A 20553-nucleotide genomic window follows, 5' to 3' on the forward strand; every position below is an offset into this window, starting at 1 on the left:
AGGCTCATATTTTCAATTATTTGACCTGCGCGGCAGGCCAGTGGAATCCTATGCCCTCTGCTGATACCCCCATTAACTGGAAACGTAATCTCACCGTCACCTGGCTCGGCTGCTTTTTAACCGGCGCCGCCTTTAGCCTGGTGATGCCGTTCCTCCCGCTCTACGTCGAACAACTCGGCGTAACCGGCCATAGCGCCCTCAATATGTGGTCAGGGCTGGTTTTCAGCATTACCTTTTTATTTTCCGCCGTGGCCTCCCCCTTCTGGGGCGGTCTCGCGGACCGCAAAGGGCGCAAAATTATGCTGCTGCGCTCGGCCCTCGGTATGGCAATCGTTATGCTGCTGATGGGCCTGGCGCAGAATATCTGGCAGTTTCTGATCCTGCGCGCGCTGTTAGGTCTGCTCGGCGGATTTATTCCTAACGCCAATGCGCTGATAGCGACGCAAATTCCCCGTCATAAGAGCGGCTGGGCGCTGGGGACTCTCTCTACCGGGGCGGTCAGCGGCGCGCTGCTGGGGCCGCTGGCCGGCGGTTTCCTGGCCGATCACTGGGGATTGCGTACCGTCTTCTTTATGACGGCAGGCGTGCTGTTTATTTGTTTCTTATTTACCCTTTTTCTCATCCGCGAAAATTTTGTCGCCGTCAGTAAAAAAGAGATGCTCAGCGCGAAAGACGTTTTCACGTCGCTTAAAAATCCGAAGCTGGTGCTGAGTCTGTTTGTGACATCGCTGATTATCCAGGTGGCTACCGGTTCCATCGCGCCGATTTTGACGCTTTACGTGCGCGATCTCGCCGGCAACGTCAGTAATATTGCGTTTATCAGCGGCATGATAGCTTCAGTCCCCGGTATTGCCGCCCTGCTTAGCGCCCCTCGCCTCGGTAAACTCGGCGACCGTATCGGTCCGGAAAAGATCCTGATCGTTGCGCTGGTGATTTCTGTCCTGCTCCTGATTCCCATGTCGTTTGTCCAGACGCCGCTGCAGCTGGGGATCCTGCGCTTCCTGTTAGGCGCCGCCGACGGCGCGCTGCTGCCGGCAGTGCAAACGCTGCTGGTGTACAACTCCACCAGCCAAATCTCGGGCAGAATATTCAGCTATAACCAGTCGTTCCGCGATATCGGCAACGTCACGGGCCCGCTCATCGGCGCATCGGTTTCCGCCAACTACGGCTTCCGGGCAGTCTTTTTAGTCACCGCCGGTGTGGTGCTGTTCAATGCGGTCTACTCGACCCTGACCCTCGGTCGCTCCCGCCGCCCCCGGGCAACGGACAATCCGGGTTCCGGCACGCATTCGGTAAATTAATGTCCGTGTGGCGTTCACCTCCTTGACGCATTGCCAACCGCCTTCTATAGATTGAATCGTGTTCATTTCTATTCATCTTAGGAGGTTAGCCATGCCAAAGGATTCGATGTTCTATGCCACGCTTGAAGAAGCAATCGATGCAGCCCGCGAGGAGTTTCTGGCTAATAATCCCGATAGCGACGAAGAGAGCGCCAGCATTGAGCAGCTAAATATCCAGAAGTACGTACTCCAGGACGGTGATATTGCCTGGCAGGCCGAATTTTTCGCCGACGAGGATGAACAGGGCGAATGTCTGCCGGTCCTCAGCGGTCAGGCTGCGCAGAGCGTCTTTGACGGCGATTATGATGAGATTGAGCTTCGCCAGGAGTGGCTGGAAGAAAACACGCTGCATGAATGGGATGAAGGCGAGTTTCAGCTTGAACCCTCTCTCGATACCGAGGAGGGCCAGGCTGCCGCCGATGAATGGGATGAACGCTAATTAGTTATAGGGGCCATGGCTGGCGTCAAGCGGCAGCAGTAGCGTATCAAACACCAGCGAAAAGGGCAGATCGAGAATAGTGATATAGCGCCATGCTGAATCACGAACATCCCACTGAACGCCGGGATAGTACTGGTTTCCATGGCCCTGGCCAGGCACTGTGCGGCTGATAATACTCCCGCAGCCGCTGAGAAACAGCGTCATTGCGATAACCAGTAAAACTCTCATCAACAACCTCGATTTTCAGGTAAAAAAATACCGGCACCATTGCCGGTATTTTCCTTAACGTACGGCTTACTTCGTTTTTAACGCCAGCGGATTCAACGTCAGCTGCTGATAGGCGCCGACCCACGAAGAGTATTTCTCCGGCGCGGCCCACACGCGATAGTGCAAGCGTGACATCGTGACCGGGTCGCTCAGCAATACCAGACGACGATCGCGGTTTAGTTTATCCGGCGTCTCGTTCAGCGCCTGCTCAACGTGACGTTCGCGGGCGATATCCAGAATATGCCCGTGACGGTGGCGCGCGGTGGCCATCGCCGTTGCCAGCGCGTTAAACGACGGGTTAAATACCGCATGCATAAAGCCGTCGTCCAGCGAACGCTGACGGTTAAGCGTCAGGTAAGCGTCAGTATCTTTAAGCACCTGCGGCGGGGAGTACTCTTCCGGGATCAGGAACAGCTTCCAGCGTTTAGTGCGCAGGCCGATGGTGGCGCGGCTGGAAATGGCCGACACGAACGGCGACAGAATCAGCGACACCACAATCGGCGCCAGCCAGAACAGGAAGCGCAGATCCAGCCATGCCATGCCCACCGCCCAGACCAGACCCAACAGCATCTGCGAGCCGTGACGCATAAACGCTTCGCCCCACGGGGTAGAGTCGTCATCACGCTGCGGCGAGTTCCACACCACTTCCCAGCCGAGGAACGCGCTGACCACAAACACGGTATGGAACAGCATACGCACCGGCGCCAGCAGCACCGAAAAGAGCACCTCCAGCAGCAGAGAAAGGGTCACGCGGATAAATCCGCCGTACTCTTTTGGCCCTTTACACCACACCAGGATAATACTCAGCAGCTTCGGCAGAAACAGCAGCACCATGGTGGAAGCAAACAGGGCAATGGCCAGCTCCGGACGCCACTGCGGCCAGACCGGGAACAGCTGCCGCGGCTGCAGAAAGTACTGCGGTTCGGTCAACGCATGCACCACCTGCAGGGCAGTTGAGAGCGCAAGGAACATAAACCACAGCGGCGCCGACAGGTATGACATCACGCCGGTCAGGAACACCGCGCGGTGAACCGGGTGCATCCCTTTAACCAGGAACAGGCGGAAGTTCATCAGGTTCCCCTGACACCAGCGGCGATCGCGCTTCAGCTCGTCCAGCAGGTTCGGCGGCAGCTCTTCATAAGATCCGGGGAGATCGTAAGCAATCCAGACCCCCCATCCGGCGCGACGCATCAATGCGGCTTCGACGAAGTCGTGCGACAGAATGGAACCCGCGAAGTTACCCTCACCCGGCAGCGGCGCGAGGGCACAGTGCTCAATAAACGGTTTCACCCGGATAATGGCGTTGTGTCCCCAGTAGTGCGACTCACCCAGCTGCCAGAAGTGCAGCCCTGCGGTAAACAGCGGGCCGTAGACGCGGGTGGCAAATTGCTGACAGCGAGCATACAGCGTATCCATGCCCGACGCGCGAGGCGATGACTGGATGATACCGGCATTCGGGTTCGCTTCCATCAGGCGCACCAGGCCGCTCAGGCACTCACCGCTCATGACGGAGTCGGCATCCAGCACCACCATGTAACTATACTGGCTACCCCAACGGCGGCAGAAATCATCAATGTTACCGCTTTTGCGCTTCACGCGGCGGCGGCGGCGGCGATAGAAGATCTGCCCTTCGCCCTGCACTTCGGCAATGAGCTCCATCCACGCCTTTTGCTCTGCCACGCAGATATCCGGGTTGTAGCTATCGCTCAGGATATAGACATCAAAGTGCTCGGCGTTGCCGCTGGCCTTTACCGACTCCCAGGTCGCACGCAGGCCGGCGAATACGCGGTCAACGTCTTCGTTGCAGATCGGCATGATCAGCGCCGTGCGATGCTCCGGGTTCAACGGCTCATTCCCGACGGTCGAGGCTGAGATACTGTACTTATCACGCCCGATGAGCAGCTGCAGGAAGCCCATCAGCGCGGTCCAGAATCCCGCTGAGACCCAGCAAAAAAGCACGGCGAACAGGATCAGGATCCCCGACTGCAGCACATAGGGCAGCAGCTGCATAAAGGAGATCCACAGGTTCTGCCCCACCATATCCGCCGGGTTAATCAGCGCCCAGCCCTGGTAGGGCAAAATGGTTTTCATGTACCACGTCGCCACCACGGTCTGCGCCAGCGTCAGCAGCAGCAGAATGTAGCGGCGGATAGAGCCGACGGTACGCCATTTCTGCTCGCTCTCCTGCTCTTCCTGGCTCAGGCGAGAAAGATAGCGCGGCGTCACGTCGCGTCCGCGCAGCCGATCCCAGAAGCGCCCGACCGGGTTAGTCCGCCAGGGGTCCGGAAACATGGAGGAGCGTTTTGCTTTCGGCATGGCGTTGAGCTGAGTGCGCCCTTCGTCATCCTTAACCAGCTGGTTACCGGCCAGTGAATCTGGCCAGCTGTGCTCCAGCCGCGATTTTACCGACCCCAGCGGGGAGTCGTCTTCGCGGTGGTAAACGTGATGTTCAGCGTCCAGTGCTTGATGTACGGCCTGCAGACTTGCGTCAGGTAACGCGCGTTTTTCTGCATCCGACAGCGGCAATGCGTCGATGTACTTCGTTATCTTATTCATTGGCAGGCAGCTGATAGCTCCAGGTTTCGCTCAGCGTCTGGTCGGTATTGACCAGGGCTGCTCGCATATCCGTGGTTTTCTTAGGATCTTTCACTTTGACGCGCAGGATCATACGCCAGCCTTTCGTTACTGGGTTGTAGCGCACGGTATTTTCGACGATTTCAGCGTTATCGCCGATGCTGGCCTGGGCAGTCACTGGCGTATCTGCGGGCAGCTTTTTCATCTCGGCGCCGGTGAAATCGACAATAAAGGCAATGGTGCCATCAGGCTGGCGGATCAGATTCGATTGCTTGACGTCGCCGGTAGAACGGCGGGTCTGCATAACGTAAGCGTTATCCGGCGCATGCAGTTTGTCTTCGTCACGGCTGAAAGTGATGGTGTATTTGAAGTTCATCTCTTTGCCGGGTTCCGGCAGCTGATCCGGCGTCCAGTAGGTGACGATGTTATCGTTGGTTTCATCGTTGGTTGGGATCTCGACCAGTTCGATTTTCCCTTTGCCCCAATCACCTTTCGGCGTAATCCACGCGCTTGGGCGCAGATCGTAGCGGTCGTCGAGGTCTTCAAAACGCGAGAACTGACGGCCGCGCTGCAGCAGGCCAAACCCCTGCGGGTTTTCCATTGCGTAGCTGCTGACGGCCAGGTGTTTCGGGTTATTGAGCGGACGCCAGATCCACTCACCGTTACCGGCAAGAATGGACAGCCCGTTGGAGTCGTGCAGCGCCGGGCGGTAGTTGGTGGTCGGAGACGGCTGATGCGGCCCGAACAGGAACATGCTGGTTAACGGCGCCACGCCCAGTTTACCGACTTTGTCACGCAGATAGACCTTAGACTGCACGTCCACCACGGTATCGCGACCGGGCATGATCACAAAGCGATAGGCGCCGGTTGCGCGCGGGGAATCAAGCAGCGCATAAATCGTCAGGCGTTTATCGGTGGCTTTAGGACGCTCAATCCAGAACTCACGGAAGCGCGGGAACTCTTCTCCGGACGGCAGCGCGGTATCGATAGCCAGTCCGCGGGCAGAAAGCCCATATACCTGGCCCTGACCGAGCACGCGGAAATAGCTGGCTCCGAGCATGCTGACGATCTCATCGTTCTTGTCTTTGCTGTTGATCGGATACAGAACCTTAAAGCCCGCAAAACCGAGGTCTTTAACCGTGTCTTTATCGTGCTGAACGTTGCCAAAATTAAAATAGTCCGGGCTATATTTAATTTTACGTACGCTGGTTGCCGTCACTTCATTAATGGTGACCGGCGTATCGAAATACATTCCCTGGTGATAAAACTCGAGCTTGAACGGGCTTTTCAGATTATTCCAATAGGCTTTGTCGTGATTAAACTGAATTTGCTGATAGTCCGCATACTTCATGTCGCGGAAGGCAGAGGGCAGGTTACTTTTAGGCGCTTCAAAGCCTTTGCCGGCTAACGTTTGTGCCTCTTTTGCGACGTCATCAATGCTGAATGCCCATGCAGATGAAGTACACAGGGACAACATTACGGCTGCGCTTAACCAACGCATTTTCATCATCTGTGGTTTATGTTTCATATAAGTAAGCACTTCCCCCTTTGTGTGCTTAAATCGATCCGATCTATTTTAATGGAAACTCAGGCATTCCGACAACATAATCCCTGCATTGTTCGGCATCGCGGCACAGGGAATACACAGTTACTGCCCCGTTTGCACTTTGCGTGCTTATCCTGGAGACAGTTAACCAGAGTTCATGTAGGGTTGCAGAGAATTTAAACGTTATCACGTTGAGTGATAAGACGAATTGTCTGAGAATGTAGTGATATTGTATGAATAATACTCCGGTACAGCGTGAATATTTTTTCGATAGCATCCGCGCCTGGCTGATGCTATTGGGCATCCCTTTTCACATTTCGCTCATTTACTCCAGCCACAGCTGGCATGTTAACAGCGCCGAGCCCTCGTGGTGGCTGACGTTATTTAACGACTTCATCCATGCCTTTCGCATGCAGGTCTTCTTTGTGATTTCCGGCTATTTTTCCTACATGCTTTTTCTGCGCTATCCGCTGAAAAAATGGTGGAAAGTACGCGTTGAGCGCGTCGGCATTCCCATGTTAACGGCGATCCCGCTCCTGACCCTGCCGCAGTTTATTATGCTGCAGTACGTCAACGGTAAAGCGGATAACTGGCATACGCTATCAGGCTATGACAAGTTCAACACCCTCGCCTGGGAGCTGATCTCTCATCTGTGGTTTTTGTTGGTGCTGGTGGTCCTGACGTCGCTGGGCGTGGTAATGTTCAAATGGCTGACGCGACCGCGTTCTGCCGCTGCGCCCACCTTTGGTGACACCGTCACATTAGGCCAGCTGTCGATGATTTTTCTCGCTCTGGGCGTGCTGTACGCGGTCATCCGCCGCACTATTTTTATCCTCTATCCGCCCATTCTCAGCAACGGTCTGTTCAACTTTATCGTGATGCAAACGCTGTTCTACCTGCCTTTCTTTATCCTGGGCGCCCAGACGTTTATTAACGCGCGGCTGAAGACGATGTTCACGACCCCCTCGCCGTGGTGCTTTGTGGCGGCATTCCTGGGATTTATCGCTTACCGACTGAATCAGCAGTACGGCTCGGGCGATGGCTGGATGTACGAAACGGAGTACGTGATTACGATGGTGCTGGGGCTATGGATGGTCAACGTGGTCTTTTCGCTTGGCCACCGTTTGTTGAATTTCCAGTCCGCGCGGGTGACCTACTTCGTCAACGCATCGCTATTTATCTACCTGGTGCACCACCCTCTGACCCTGCTCTACGGGGCATGGATAACCCCGGTCATTCAATCAAATACCCTTGGATTTATCACCGGGCTGGTTTTTGTTGTCGGGATTGCACTGGTGCTGTATGAAATTCATCTGCGGATACCGCTGTTGCGCTTTCTTTTTTCCGGAAAATTCCAGCAAAAGACGGCTAAGCCGCAAATTTCCGCCAGTTAAAACAGGGAGCTGCTGTGTGGAACGCACATAGCAGCGCTATTTTTGCGCAAACAACAGCTGAAAGACATCGCGGTACAGGCTCTCCATCGCCGCTTTATCTACCATCGGAGCCGTCGCCAGGTCGCAACGGTATGCCGCCCCTTCCGTTAATATCGCGATAAATTCGCAGGCGACGCTAATTTGCTCCGCGGTCATCTCAGGATGGTAGTGGCGGGTAAGCCGTCCGCCCTCCTCTTTCAGGCGACGATCGGCCTGGATCATAATTTCACGCAGGCGCGGATTTCGGGACGCCTCGGCGTTAATTTCCATCAGCAGATAATTATCGTTTTTCGTAGACTCGGTCGCGGGGAGCACGCCGGCTAAAACTGAAGCCATGCGGGCTAAATCATGATTCCCGGCAACCATTTCGCCCACTCTGGCATTCACGATCTCGCTGACGATAACTTCGATGATCTCTTCTTTGCTGGCGAAAACGCGATATAGCTGGCCTACGCTAAGGCCAGCCTGACGCGCAATATCCGCTACGGAGGCGCCATGCAGGCCCTTTTCCGCGAAACATTTTTGTGCCGCGGCAACAATTTCCATCCGGCGAAGCCGTTGTTTTTGTAGAACCTTCCCTTCAGTCACCGATGACTCTCCCGTTATGATAGTTTCCCGTCTTCGCAGGAAACTATCATATCTTATTCTGATGGCCGAGTTGCGCGCGACTCGCCTCGAGTAATTGGGTATAGATGCCGGCGGTTTCGCTATCAAAACAAACGAAATAAACGCGCTCCAGCGGATTGTAGCGAGTGAGAAAGGCAGTTACCGTCCGCACGGCTATCTCCGCGGCGGCCTGTTTAGGGTAACCATATACGCCGGTGCTGATAGCAGGAAATGCGATGGATCGGTAATTATTTGCCGAGGCCAGCAGCAGGCTATTTTTGTAAACGTCAGCCAGTAATTCCGCCTCCTGCCTGTCACCGCCGTGCCAGACCGGCCCTACGGCGTGAATCACCGCGCTGGCGGGCAGATTTCCTGCCGCCGTAATCACCGCATGGCCCGGCGGACACTCTCCCTGCTGTTGCCGCACAACTTTACAGGCAGCCAGCAGTTCCGGCCCTGCCGCGCGGTGAATCGCCCCGTCCACCCCGCCGCCGCCAAGCAGCGACGGATTAGCCGCGTTGACGATAACATCGACCTCAAGCCTGGTAATATCGCCGAGAACCACTTCAGGTTGAACAGCCATTTCTCCTCCTGTCGGCATACGTCTTGAAAGGAATACAGGAGGATAATATGGCACGATAGCCCCCGGGGCGAAAGCCCGGGGGCAGAGGGTTACCGATAATCAACATCCAGAATGGCGAGGGTCCGTTGCGGATTAATATAGCGTAATTGCGCAGAACGGATATTTTCGTTGCGGATATTCCCTTTCTCAAGCTGCTGAGCGGAAATTTTAATCGTCTCCGCCCGCGGGCAATCCATAATAACCTGATTATTGATTGCATCGAGCTGGCAGGGTGCTTCCACCACCCGTCCGTAAAAATGGACGACGCCAGCCACGGTCTGTTCGGCGATCGCAGGGCTAATAAACGAGGGTAATATAAACAGGGCTGCAAGCGAAGCATATCTAATTGTTTTCATTATAAAACTCCTCTGCATATCGGTATAGCTACTGAAGAGCACCAGCCATCCATGAGTGCGACGAGTTAATTTTTTTTACTTCAATTTAATTATATTAACAATTTAAAAACAAAAAATATCATTTGTTTAAATGTGCTAACAAAATCGATTCACTAACTCCCGGTACAGTTAAAGTTGCGGATATATAAGGAAAAACAAAATGGCGGGAAGATTTATGATGAGGTAATACTTGGCAGCAAAAACAGCCAAAGAGCCCGACGGGCTCTTTGGTGATGAAAAGTGGGATAAGTTAAAAAGATTCGCGACTTTGATTAGCCAGAGATTTATTTTTCTCCGCCCGGGTCGCCAGCCACAGGCCGCTATTTTTCATGGCATAGCCAAATACCAGGCCCAGCGCGAGTGAAGGCACAACTAAACGCCAGTCGCCGCCGGCGGCAAACGTCGCACACGCGCCGATAAAAGTACCCGGCACAAAAGAGAGAATCAGCTGACGCGCCTGGATACACATCAAAAACGCCACGACGCCGGTCATGATATAGCTAACCACTTCCAGCTGCGGCGCCAGCGCGCTACCGTGAATAATCACCAGCGCCCACACCACGCCGCTCATGACCGTACAGGTCGAAATAAGCAGCCCTTTTAACCCACCTTGCGGACAGGCAAAGTAAGCCGTACAGCCGAGGAAACCTGCCCAGCTCAGCAGACCCAATGCGACCGCCACCCATCCCCAGATACCGGAGAGAATGCCCGTCGTTAATGCGATTGCGAAGAGTATGTTCATGGCGCGTATCATAGCAGAAACGCGCCCGTCAAATGCGACACAGAACACACTAAATGAAATTCAGAATGTTTTGTTGCAACTAAATTGTGACTTTAATCACAATTTATTGCTCATTTTCTTCCTGCAGCTCATCCCACATGGCGGAGAGGGCTTCACGAGTCAGCGGGGCCATGGCGCGCCAGAACGGCGTGGTTGCATGGGCTTCAACTTTGCCCAGGAACTCGCCGCACCACGGCAGAATATACTCAGCGAAAAGGGTTTCCAGAACGTCGCTTTCATCTTCCGGCGCGTGATCTTCCAGCCACGAAGCGGCCAGCAGCAAGGAGCCTAAATGATCCGCCGCGCCCTCCCCCGTGGGGACACCATGCGCGCTGAGGAAAGTACGAACGTCAGCTTCCGTGGCGCCTTCTACCCATGCGCTACGGTAAGGCGCCACGCGGCACTCTTCACCGACAAACAGCGCGTTGTATTCGGCGGCCAGAGACGGCATATCGCAGCTTTTTTGCAGACGCTCCAGCAGTTCATCCTGCTCCAGCGGCCAGCTCGCTGCCAGCTTCCCTTCGCGAATAAGGGTAAACAGCGGCACCAGCAGCGGGTCCTGCGGCTGACGATAATAGAGAGAGCCCAGCACGCGGCAGAGGATTGAAAACTCGTTCATTCATTTATTCCAGTTATTCAAATTAAAGTTCAGCAAACTCAGGAATCGCAGGCATCCCACGCGATTCAAGAAAATTAAGCAGACGCCGCGGCGTCACGTTAAGAATTCGCTCTTCCGGAAAATCAACAGCATCGAGGATTTTGCGACATTCGCTAAATTCACCAAGCGTGAATGCCGTATGGGAATCCGAACCCAGCGCAACCCAGCCGCCGGCATCGCGTACGGCCGCGGCAACGGCACGGCAGTTATCTTCGCTGCCAATGCGCGACGAAACAAAGGATGAGTTATTGATTTCCAGCGCCACGTGGTGCTTCGCCGCTGCCGCGGCAATGGCCGGGATATCAACGGGAAACTTAGGATTACCCGGATGGCTAATGATATGCACCGCGCCGCTCGCTATCGTGGCGATCATCGCTTCGGTATGCGTTGCTTTATCCTTTGGAGGGAACACCGGCTCGTGAAAACCGGCAATGATCAGGTCCAGCGAGTTGAGCATCGGGCCGGTACAGTCAATTTCGCCCTGGGTATTTTTGATATTGGCTTCGATACCGCGCAGGATACCAACGCCCTCCACCAGCCGCGGCCAGATACGCATATTAATAAAATGCCAGTAGTGAGGCGCATCGGCCATATCGGGCCCGTGGTCGGTAATGGCAAAGAGTTTGATCCCCTTGCGCTTTGCTTCTGCAATATAATCGTGCAGGGTACTGTAGGCGTGGGTGCTGGCGACGGTATGCATGTGCAGGTCAACAGGATACATCACAATCTCCTTCTCTGTTTGTGGCAAGAATAGCAGGAATCTGCGCCTGTGATCAGCAAAAACCCCGCTCACGCGGGGCTGTCGCTTAGTATCCCAGCTGGCGATCGACCTGCCCGCTGACCGTTTGACCTCGTTCTAACTGACCGATGGTTTTGGCGATATAAGCCATGGCTTCCAGAGGCCGGGTGACGGCGGCAACATGCGGCGTCATCGCCACTCGCGGATGCCGCCAAAGCGGGCTCGCTTCAGGCAGCGGTTCGCGGCTGTACACATCCAGCATCGCGCCTTTCAACTTGCCGCTATTCAGCGCGTCCAGCAGATCGTCTTCCACCACATGAACACCGCGAGCCAGATTCAGCACGTAGCTGTTATCCGGCAGCTGCGCCAGGCGCGCGCTATTAATAATTCCAACGGTTTCCGCCGTGTTGGGCAGCAGGTTTATCAGCACTCGTGTTCCGTTGAGGAACGCATTCAGCTCCTCTTCTCCGGCAAAGCTGGTGACCTGCGGCCAGGATTTGCGGCTGCGGCTCCAGATGCGTAACGGAAAACCCCAGCTTTGCAGGGCTTCGGCCACTTTCGCGCCAAGCACGCCCGCGCCCATAATGCCGATGGTGAAATCTTCACGCTGATACTCCTCCAGCGGCTGCCACCGCGCCTCTTGTTTTAATGCCTGATAGTCATCAAAACGACGGAACCAGTGCAACACCTGGCTCACCGCGTATTCTTGCATCTGCAGCCCCATGCCGGTGTCTTCCAGACGGAACAGCGGAGTTGACAGCGGCAGCATTTCCGGGTGTTCCCGCAGTTTGCTGAGGATTGAATCGACGCCGGCGCCAAGGGCAAAGACGGCTTTAAGCTGGCGGCCCTGGAGCATTTCTACCGGCGGATGCCAGACCAGCGCATAGTCAGCGGGTTGATTATCTCCGGGTTTCCACTCGCGGACGCGCGAGCCGGGCAGCTGTTTTTCCAGTTCAGTAATCCAGAAAGGGGTGTCGAACGTGGGGTGGTAAAAGATGATATCCATAAAGGCTCCTGATAGCCGACGCTGCTGGCAGGTTAGGTTAGCGTCGCGTTTTACTCGTTGTTTTCTATTGGATTGCCAGCATAGCAAATTTCATTCGCCGAGCGTGCGAAAAAGGGAATGGCGATAAAAAAATCGATTTTCGCCCATTTAGGGAGCAAGTTGCTTGAAGTTTGGCTAAACGCGCGATTTTTTAAAAAAGTTGATTGACGGGAGATACGTATTTCCCTAAATTAGCGCCCGTTCCCGGCAACAACGGGAAAGACAATATGGTGAGGTGTCCGAGTGGCTGAAGGAGCACGCCTGGAAAGTGTGTATACGGCAACGTATCGGGGGTTCGAATCCCCCCCTCACCGCCATATTTTAAGAAGAGCTCGTACGCAAGTACGGGCTTTTTTTTCGCATATAGCACCCCGTCCGGTAGCCCGGACAGATGCGCAGCATCGCCTCCGGGAAATTCTTCTACTCCATGCTCTTCTCCCGGGGGCTGCGCGATGCGCGTGCCCGGGCTACAGTACCGCAGATTGCCGATAGCCCGTAGCCCGGGTAAGGCGTTTACGCCGCAACCCGGGGAATATGCCGTGAGGTGGTATTGCTGTGGCTTCTTCCCGGCTTGCGCTGCGCTTAGCCGGGCTACCGGGCCGCAGATCGCCGGTAATCCGAGCCCGGACAGGCGCATCGCGCCGCCGCCGGGATTATGGCAAATGCTAATCCTCTTCCATCCGCTGATACTCTTCGCTGAGAAAATCCACCAGCGCCCTGACCGAGGGGAGTAATCCGCGACGAGAGGCAAACACCGCATGGATCACCTCCCTGCGCGGTTGCCACTCATCGAGGACAACCACCAGCTCTCCGGCGGCCAACTGATCGCGCACCATTAATAAAGGAAGCTGTACCACCCCAACGCCGGCAATGGCCGCTTCACGGAGCGCCAGCATATCCGTGGTGACCAGCCGGGGAGTAAAGTAGATTTCCGCCCTTGCCCCCTCCGGGCCGGTCAACTGCCACTTATGCTGATGTTTGCCCGCCCCCAGGCTTAACCCCGGCCAATCGCTTAGCGCTGAAGGAACCTGAGGCTGCCCCTGCCGCTCCACCAACCGGGGGCTGGCGACCAGACGGTGCCCGCGATCGGCCAGAACACGCATCACCAGATCGCTATCTTCTATCGGCCTTGGACGTACGCGAATCGCGACGTCGACGCCCTCTCCAACAACATCAACGCGTCGGTTAGTCGCTTCCAGCTGCAGATTCACGCCCGGATAGCGCACCATAAACCGTGCCAGCATCGGCCCGATATGCGCATGCAATAGCGTTACCGGGCAGGTCAGCTTTACGCTCCCGCGCGGCTCGGAACGCAGGGTTTCCACCGCCTGTTCTGCCGCTTCCGCCTCGATCAGCATCGCTTTGCAGTGCTGATAAAAGGTCAGGCCAACTTCCGTTACCGCAAACTGCCGGGTTGTACGTTGAATCAAACGGACGCCGAGGCGTTCTTCTAGCTGGGCGATACGACGACTCAACTTGGATTTGGGTTGATCGAGCGCTCTGCCCGCCGCGGCAAAACCACCGTGATCGATCACCTGTACGAACCAGGCTAAGTCATTGAGATCCTGCATCCTTCCTCCATCGTTCCATTTTTAGAACAGTATAGGTCATTTTTGCTATCTAGCGGACTATTAGTGGCGAATATATGCTTATTCACATCAGAAACAGCTATTCAGGAGACTGCCATGAAACAAATTACAGGTATCTACACCGCGCCTTCACAGCACTGGGTAGGCGATGGTTTCCCGGTTCGCTCAATGTTCTCTTACCAGACTCACGGCGAACAGCTAAGCCCCTTCCTGCTGCTCGACTACGCAGGCCCCCATCACTTCCCGGCGGGGACAGGCAAACGCGGCGTCGGCGAACATCCGCATCGCGGATTTGAAACCGTCACCGTGGTCTATTCCGGCGAAGTTGAACATCGTGACTCTACCGGCAGAGGCGGCGTCATTGGACCGGGCGATGTGCAGTGGATGACCGCAGGCGCCGGGATCCTGCATGAAGAGTTCCACTCGGCGGAATTTACCCGTACCGGCGGCGAGCTGAAAATGATTCAGCTCTGGGTCAACCTCCCGGCGAAAGACAAAATGACGCAGCCGGGATACCAGAGCATCACTGCTGATGTGATTCCGGACGTTGAGCTGCCGAATAATGCGGGCCATATGCGGGTTATTGCCGGGCGCTACGAAGATATTGTCGGCCCTGCGCACACGTTTTCTCCGCTTAACGTCTGGGACCTGCAGCTTAACCAGAGCCAGGAAATTACGCTGCATCAGCCTGCCGGCTGGAGTACGGCGCTGGTCGTTCTGGAAGGTGAAGTGGTGGTGAACGGCGAGGGTAGCGCCCGCGAGGGTCAACTGGTGGTGCTCAGCCAGAAAGGAGAAGCGCTCCACCTCTCGGCCAGTAGCAACGCAAAAGTACTGCTGATGGCCGGTGAACCGCTGCAGGAGCCGATCGTGGGCTACGGCCCCTTTGTGATGAATACCAAAGCACAAATCGCGGAAGCGGTTCGTGATTTTAATAGCGGCCGCTTCGGCCAAATCTGATACTGAATGAGGTGAATAATATGTCTACCCCAGCTAACTTTAATGGTTCTCGTCCGGTTATTGATGTCAATGATACCGCCATGCTGCTGATTGACCACCAGAGCGGTCTGTTCCAGACCGTGGGTGATATGCCGATGCCGGAGCTGCGGGCGCGCGCCGCCGCGCTGGCGAAGATGGCTTCATTAGCCGGGATCCCGGTGATCACCACGGCGTCAGTGCCGCAGGGACCAAACGGCCCGCTGATCCCTGAGATTCATGCGAACGCGCCCCATGCGCAATATATTGCGCGTAAAGGAGAGATTAACGCGTGGGATAACCCGGAATTTGTTGCCGCGGTAAAAGCGACCGGGCGTAAAACGCTGATTATCGCTGGTACCATTACCAGCGTCTGCATGGCGTTCCCGTCCATTGCCGCCGTCGCCGATGGCTATAAGGTTTTTGCCGTCATTGATGCTTCCGGTACCTATAGCAAGATGGCGCAGGAAATCACCCTCGCCCGCGTCGTCCAGGCTGGCGTCGTGCCGATGGATACCGCAGCGGTTGCTTCTGAACTGCAGCGCACCTGGAACCGCCCGGATGCCGCTGAGTGGGCCGAGGTGTATACCAAGGTCTTCCCGGCATACCAGCTGCTGATTGAGAGCTACACCAAAGCTCAGGACGTGGTGAAGAATAACGAACAGCTTGATTCACAGCGTTAAAATGACTGCCCCGCCGTGCTACGGCGGGGCAGTGTTCATTGCTTAACCGAACGATAGCGAAAGCATAAATACTGCTTGACCGTTTTAGCGCAACTCCCTATAGTAGCGCCCCGTTGCCCACCCAAGGTGAGCGACAAAACAATATGGTGAGGTGTCCGAGTGGCTGAAGGAGCACGCCTGGAAAGTGTGTATACGGCAACGTATCGGGGGTTCGAATCCCCCCCTCACCGCCATATTTTAAGAAGAGCTCGTACGCAAGTACGGGCTTTTTTTTCGCATATAGCACCCGCCGGGGGGGATGAGAAGCCCCGACCGGGGTTCGACAACTGGTGCCAGCCAGTTGGACAGATGACGAGCCTGCGAGGAATCTGCCCCGACAAAATTGCCGGGAGCAATTTTGAACAGCGCCTGCGCTGGCCCCGCAGGGGCGAGGCCCAGGGACGGGCCGAGTAACGGCGAGCGCAGCGAGTCAATCCCCCCCTCACCGCCATATTTTAAGAAGAGCTCGTACGCAAGTACGGGCTTTTTTTTCGCCTGTTGCACCCCGACCGGGGTCGCCCCCGGCCATCCTGTGTTATTAAGCGGCGGGACGTTTTTCCCGGTATCTCCCCCTCTCCAGCAGCAGGCTAAAGGACGCCGGCAGCACGGTTAACGTGACGAGCGTCGCGACAATCAGCCCGCCAATGATGGCATACGCCATCGGTCCCCAGAAGACCTGGTGAGAGATGGGGACCATACCCAGTATCGCGGCGCAGGCGGTCAGAAATATCGGCCTGGCCCGGTGCTCTGCGGCGGCAATAATAGCGGCATCGCTTTCCATGCCCTGAGCCAGATTGCCGTCAACTTCAGTGATAAGTATCACGGCATTGCGGATAATCATCCCCGCCAGCGCGATGACGCCGAGCAGAGCCACAAATCCCATTGGCGTGTCGCCCGGCAGCATGGCCATAACAATCCCCGGCAAGCCGAACGGGGCCATGAACAGAGCCAGCAGCATACGAGAATAGCGCCGCAGCTGAAGCATCAGCAATAACAGCATAATGCCGAGGGTGACGGGTAAAATATTCAATACCGAGCTGTTGCCTTTTTCGGACTCCGCGACCACTCCGCCTTCGACAATGCTGTAACCGGTGGGTAAACCCGCGCGCAGTTGATCCACCATCGGGCGCAGACCGTTCGATACGCCTTCTGCCCGCATTCCCGGCGCGAGGTCGGTTTGTACGGTGATAAACGGCAATCTTTGCCGACGCCAGAGCACCGGATCGTCCACTCCCCAGGTTGGCGTGGCTACTGCGCTGAGGGGAACTTTTTCTCCACCGCGCCCCTCAACCGTCAGCGATGACAGGGTGGCAAGATTCAATCGCTCGCTGTCGTTCGCCCGCAGCACCACATCAACCAGCCGGTCATTGTCTCTCAGCGATGTGACCGTCGTGCCTGACCAGACGGTATTAAGCGTCTGCGCCAGACTCTGCGATGACACGCCCGCCGCCCGCGCGGCAGTCTGGTTCACCTGCAGGACGATGGTTCTCTCCGGCTCGCCGGCGGTCTGATTTACCTCCCGGGTTAACGACGAGCGCCCTATCGCCTCGGCCAGACGCCCGGCATACTCTCTGACCTTGAGATAATCAGGCCCGCTGACCCGGTATTTGATCGGCCAGCCCACCGGAGGCCCTAGCTCCAGAGGCGAAACGCGCGAGGTCAGATCGCTGAATTGCGTGGTCAGCAGCGCGTTTAACTGTTCCCGCAGGCGGTCGCGGGCGGCCAGGTCTTTCGCCACCACCACCAGCTGCGCCGTATTTTCATTATCCAGCAGAACATCCATCGGCAGATAAAAGCGGATGGCGCCCGCCCCAATATAGGTCGAATAATGGTCAATATTGCGATTCCCGGCGAGCGCCCTTTCCAGCCTCTCCGTTTGTTTCTCCGTTTCCGTCTGCGAAGCATTGGCCGGAAGCGTCAGGCTGACCAGCAGCTCCGGGCGATCCGATGAAGGGAAAAACTCCCCCTGCATAAACGTGGTCCCGTACACCGACAGTCCCAGCGCGGCCAGCGCAATCCCCAGGGTGGCAAGCCGGTGGCGCAGTACCGTACGCAGAAGTCGTCCATATCCCCGCGCCATGCGGCCCGGACCTGCGGCACGATGTTTCAGCTTTTCCGGCAGCAGCCACGTTCCGGTCAAAGGGGAGAACAGAATCGCTACGACCCATGAATTCAGAAGCGCCATCAGCACCACGGCAAACAGCGAAAAGCAGTATTCGCCCGCGCTGGATGAGGCAAAACCGACGGGAATAAACCCGGCAATCATGACCAGCGTACCGGTCAACATCGGAAATGCCGTGGTTTGGAAAGCGTACGTCGCCGCCTGCCGTCGCGTATCGCCGGCCTCAAGCCGGGATACCATGGTTTCCACGGCGATCATGGCATCATCCACCAGCAGCCCTAGCGCAACGATCAGGGCCCCGAGAGAGATGCGCTGTAGACCAATGCCTGCCAGCAGCATCCCGGCAAAGGTCATCGCCAGCACCAGCGGGATCGCCGCGGCCACCACCAGCCCGGCCCTTAATCCCAGCGAGACAAAAGAAACCGCCAGCACAATCAGCACGGCTTCCACCAGTACCCGGACAAATCCGCTTACGGCGCCGCTGACCACCGCCGACTGGTCAGCCACTTTAACTATCTCGATGCCGTGCGGCAGCCCGGCGCCGATGGCGCGCATTCTGTTATTCAGCGTCTCGCCAAAGCGCAGCATATTGCCCGTCGGCGCCATGGAAATCGCCAGCCCAACGGCAGGACGTCCGTTAACGCGAAACGCCGCTGAAGGCGGTTCGGCCGCGCTTCTTTCAATCGTGGCAATATCGGTCAGGGGAAGATAGCGATCGTTGATGTGCAGGATGACGGCGCGCAGGCTCGCTTCGCTCCTGAGGGCCCCGCTGACGTTTAGCGTGATATTCTCCTGCCCGGTGCGCAGGGTTCCTGCCGGCGCCACGGCATTCTGGGCCTTCAGAGCGTCCGCAACCTGCTGAATGGTAAGCCCCATACCGGCCAGCCGGGCGGGCGAAAAAGCGATGACTATCTGCTCCTGCGGCTCGCCAAGGAGGACCGTTTTGCCGATATCCGGCACGGACATCAGTTCACGGCGGATCGTCTCCACCCGCTGTCGCACCTCTTCAAGGCTATATCCGTCAGGGATAAATCCGTAAATGGTGCCGTACGTATCGTCAAACTCATCGTTCACGCTCGGTCCCTGCGCACCTTCCGGCAGCGATGGCGCAATATCCTGCATTTTTTTGCGGATCTGGTACCAGATCGCCGGAACGTTGTGCGCCGGGGTGTCATCGCGGAGATTAATATAGATAACCGTTTGCCCGGCTCGGGTTTCACTTTCGATATAATCGAGCCAGGGCGTTTCCTGTAATTTTTTCTCCAGGACATCCGTCACCAGATGCGTGGTATCCGTTACCGACGCGCCCGGCCACTGCGCCGAGACTACCGCCGTTTTGATAGTAAAAGCCGGATCTTCATTTCGCGGCAGCAGCGTATAGCTGAGCGAACCGATAACCATAATCAGCAGCATAAAGAAACTGACCATTTGCGGGTTTTCCAGCGCCCATGCAGAAAGGTTAAAGCGATTTTTTGACGGCGCTATTTTCACGGCAGCCTCTCTCCGGCGACGACTTTTTCGCCCGGGCGCAGTTTGCTAACGCCGGCGGTAATAACCCGGTCGCCGGGCACAAGGCCGGAAGCGATGATCGCGGAAGAAGCCGTGTAGCTGGCGGGAACGACAACGCGCAGCTGCGCCTGCATCTGCGGGGTGATGACAAAGACGGCCGGTTTATCTCCGCAGCGGCTCAGCGCAGAAGCCGGTATAGCGTACCCCGTCGAGCCTGATGACGGCAGCCTTACCGTGACGCTGGCGCCCAGCGCCATCGCGGCGGGCGGTTTCTTGAGCGTTGCCCTGACGCGCCATGTCCGGGTCTGGGGATCGGCCTGTGGGCTAATATCACGCAACACAGCATAAGCCTTCACCCCGGCATCGCTGAGCAAAGCAACCTGAAATTCTTCCGCCCTTTGCGCCTCAACCTTAGCGGGATCCGGGATATCAAATACCACATCGCGCGCCTGACCCGCCGCCAGCGTCACCACCGTCTCTCCGGCGCTGACCACCTGACCGGGAGAGGCGCTGACCGCCGTGATAACCCCCTCACCCGGCGAAGTAAGACGCGTCCAGCCCAGGCTTTCCCTGGCGTTGCGCAAAGCGGCCTCGCTGCTCTTCACCCGGGCGCTGGCGACCAGCCAGTCCGCCTGCGCGCTGTCCAGCTGAGAGCGGGCGATTGCGCCCGTGGCGATGAGCTTCTGCATCCGGTTAACGTTCAGCGCGGCGACCCGGGCGGTCGCTCGAGCGCTCTCATCGTCAGCCGTCGCGCTGTCCAGCTGATTTCGCGCGCTGGTCTCTTCAAGCGTCGCCAGCAGCTGCCCGTAGTTGACCCGATCGCCGACATCCACCGCGCGCGTCAGCATCCTGCCCGCCGTACGAAAGCTCAGGGCCGTCTCATCATGCGCGTGGATTTCGCCCGTTCTTTCCAGAGCGGGAAGCGTCGCCGGGGAACCCACCACCACGTAGCGCACCGGGCGGGCCGGCGCGGGCTTTTCGGCGCTTTTATCGCCGCAGCCCACAAGCGGTACGATCATCAGGATCAGTACGATCGGCGGCAACAGCGCAAACCAGGATAGCGTCCGTTCTGCGCCGAGCAAAGCGTACACGCACTGACGAAGGGAAAGAACTAACTCATATAACATAACGCCACTCCGTTCGGGAAATGGCGCCATTACATGACACATTCATCGAGAATGGCTCGACGTTGTG

Annotated in this window: 18 protein-coding genes and 2 tRNA genes; 7 read left to right on the top strand and 13 right to left on the bottom strand. The window is 56.7% G+C overall.

The features are described 5' to 3' along the window. Positions 1 to 50 precede the first annotated feature (50 nt). Together mdtG and CDA56_RS21585 are read left to right on the top strand one after the other, a co-directional pair. Positions 51 to 1301, top strand: a complete 1251-nt coding sequence (gene mdtG / locus CDA56_RS21580; RefSeq protein ID WP_014228827.1) for a multidrug efflux MFS transporter MdtG — start codon at positions 51 to 53, stop codon at positions 1299 to 1301. Positions 1302 to 1392: 91 nt separating this feature from the next. Further along, a complete protein-coding gene (locus CDA56_RS21585) occupies positions 1393 to 1779 on the top strand; it encodes a MysB family protein (RefSeq protein WP_004137236.1) in 387 nt (128 codons plus the stop codon). On the opposite strand, the gene CDA56_RS21590 is transcribed toward CDA56_RS21585, so the two are convergent. The 3 genes from CDA56_RS21590 to mdoG all read right to left on the bottom strand — a co-directional run bounded on the left by CDA56_RS21590 (position 1780) and on the right by mdoG (position 6148). Beyond that, positions 1780 to 2007 (bottom strand): YceK/YidQ family lipoprotein, encoded by a 228-nt coding sequence (locus CDA56_RS21590; protein ID WP_004849859.1) that lies wholly within the window; start codon positions 2005 to 2007, stop codon positions 1780 to 1782. Positions 2008 to 2073: 66 nt separating this feature from the next. Beyond that, positions 2074 to 4602 carry a glucans biosynthesis glucosyltransferase MdoH gene (mdoH, locus tag CDA56_RS21595; protein ID WP_014228826.1) on the bottom strand — a complete coding sequence of 843 codons (2529 nt, stop codon included), beginning with the start codon at positions 4600 to 4602 and terminating at the stop codon, positions 2074 to 2076. Then, the gene (gene mdoG / locus CDA56_RS21600) at positions 4595 to 6148 is read right to left on the bottom strand and encodes a glucans biosynthesis protein MdoG (RefSeq protein WP_004101027.1); all 1554 of its coding nucleotides are present in this window, start codon (positions 6146 to 6148) and stop codon (positions 4595 to 4597) included. Before mdoG ends, mdoH begins: the two co-directional genes overlap by 8 nt. Positions 6149 to 6399: 251 nt before the next feature. On the opposite strand from mdoG, the gene mdoC reads away from it, so the two are divergent. Then, positions 6400 to 7560 (top strand): glucans biosynthesis protein MdoC, encoded by a 1161-nt coding sequence (gene mdoC / locus CDA56_RS21610; protein ID WP_046876514.1) that lies wholly within the window; start codon positions 6400 to 6402, stop codon positions 7558 to 7560. Between the two features lie 36 nt (positions 7561 to 7596). Here the strand turns inward: mdoC and CDA56_RS21615 are convergent, their stop codons facing one another. The 7 genes from CDA56_RS21615 to ghrA all read right to left on the bottom strand — a co-directional run bounded on the left by CDA56_RS21615 (position 7597) and on the right by ghrA (position 12406). After that, the gene (locus tag CDA56_RS21615; RefSeq protein WP_224260574.1) at positions 7597 to 8187 is read right to left on the bottom strand and encodes a TetR/AcrR family transcriptional regulator; all 591 of its coding nucleotides are present in this window, start codon (positions 8185 to 8187) and stop codon (positions 7597 to 7599) included. A 46-nt stretch (positions 8188 to 8233) separates the two neighbouring features. Continuing rightward, entirely contained in the window at positions 8234 to 8788 is a 555-nt protein-coding gene (gene ymdB, locus CDA56_RS21620) for an O-acetyl-ADP-ribose deacetylase (protein WP_014228822.1), read from the bottom strand. An 89-nt stretch (positions 8789 to 8877) separates the two neighbouring features. Next, positions 8878 to 9183, bottom strand: coding sequence for a type 1 fimbrial protein (locus tag CDA56_RS21625; RefSeq protein WP_014228821.1), 306 nt, complete (start codon positions 9181 to 9183; stop codon positions 8878 to 8880). A gap of 289 nt (positions 9184 to 9472) precedes the next feature. Beyond that, a complete protein-coding gene (locus tag CDA56_RS21630; protein WP_014228820.1) occupies positions 9473 to 9964 on the bottom strand; it encodes a DUF1097 domain-containing protein in 492 nt (163 codons plus the stop codon). Between the two features lie 103 nt (positions 9965 to 10067). Beyond that, complete coding sequence (locus CDA56_RS21635) at positions 10068 to 10622, bottom strand: TorD/DmsD family molecular chaperone (RefSeq protein WP_025106901.1); 555 nt, start codon at positions 10620 to 10622, stop codon at positions 10068 to 10070. A 22-nt stretch (positions 10623 to 10644) separates the two neighbouring features. Continuing rightward, the gene (locus CDA56_RS21640; protein WP_025106900.1) at positions 10645 to 11382 is read right to left on the bottom strand and encodes a phosphatase; all 738 of its coding nucleotides are present in this window, start codon (positions 11380 to 11382) and stop codon (positions 10645 to 10647) included. 85 nt (positions 11383 to 11467) lie between these two features. Beyond that, positions 11468 to 12406: a glyoxylate/hydroxypyruvate reductase GhrA gene (gene ghrA / locus CDA56_RS21645; RefSeq protein WP_048261565.1), complete on the bottom strand. Its 939-nt coding sequence runs from the start codon at positions 12404 to 12406 to the stop codon at positions 11468 to 11470. A gap of 268 nt (positions 12407 to 12674) precedes the next feature. On the opposite strand from ghrA, the gene CDA56_RS21650 reads away from it, so the two are divergent. Next, positions 12675 to 12762, top strand: a tRNA-Ser gene (locus CDA56_RS21650). 348 nt (positions 12763 to 13110) lie between these two features. Here the strand turns inward: CDA56_RS21650 and CDA56_RS21660 are convergent. After that, entirely contained in the window at positions 13111 to 14016 is a 906-nt protein-coding gene (locus CDA56_RS21660; protein WP_014228816.1) for a LysR family transcriptional regulator, read from the bottom strand. 114 nt (positions 14017 to 14130) lie between these two features. Here CDA56_RS21660 and CDA56_RS21665 point away from each other — a divergent pair, with 114 nt between their 5' ends. The 3 genes from CDA56_RS21665 to CDA56_RS21675 all read left to right on the top strand — a co-directional run bounded on the left by CDA56_RS21665 (position 14131) and on the right by CDA56_RS21675 (position 15922). Next, a complete protein-coding gene (locus tag CDA56_RS21665) occupies positions 14131 to 14991 on the top strand; it encodes a pirin family protein (protein WP_014228815.1) in 861 nt (286 codons plus the stop codon). 20 nt (positions 14992 to 15011) lie between these two features. Beyond that, positions 15012 to 15689: an isochorismatase family protein gene (locus tag CDA56_RS21670; RefSeq protein ID WP_049101166.1), complete on the top strand. Its 678-nt coding sequence runs from the start codon at positions 15012 to 15014 to the stop codon at positions 15687 to 15689. Between the two features lie 145 nt (positions 15690 to 15834). After that, a tRNA-Ser gene (locus CDA56_RS21675) sits at positions 15835 to 15922 on the top strand. Between the two features lie 344 nt (positions 15923 to 16266). On the opposite strand, the gene CDA56_RS21680 is transcribed toward CDA56_RS21675, so the two are convergent. Together CDA56_RS21680 and CDA56_RS21685 are read right to left on the bottom strand one after the other, a co-directional pair. Continuing rightward, positions 16267 to 19341, bottom strand: a complete 3075-nt coding sequence (locus CDA56_RS21680; RefSeq protein WP_103814007.1) for an efflux RND transporter permease subunit — start codon at positions 19339 to 19341, stop codon at positions 16267 to 16269. Further along, positions 19338 to 20486 (bottom strand): efflux RND transporter periplasmic adaptor subunit, encoded by a 1149-nt coding sequence (locus CDA56_RS21685; protein WP_049083456.1) that lies wholly within the window; start codon positions 20484 to 20486, stop codon positions 19338 to 19340. The genes CDA56_RS21680 and CDA56_RS21685 overlap by 4 nt, the downstream gene beginning before the upstream one ends. Positions 20487 to 20553 lie beyond the last annotated feature (67 nt).

Source organism: Klebsiella michiganensis, from assembly GCF_002925905.1.
In the GTDB taxonomy this organism is placed as follows: Bacteria; Pseudomonadota; Gammaproteobacteria; order Enterobacterales; family Enterobacteriaceae; genus Klebsiella; species Klebsiella michiganensis.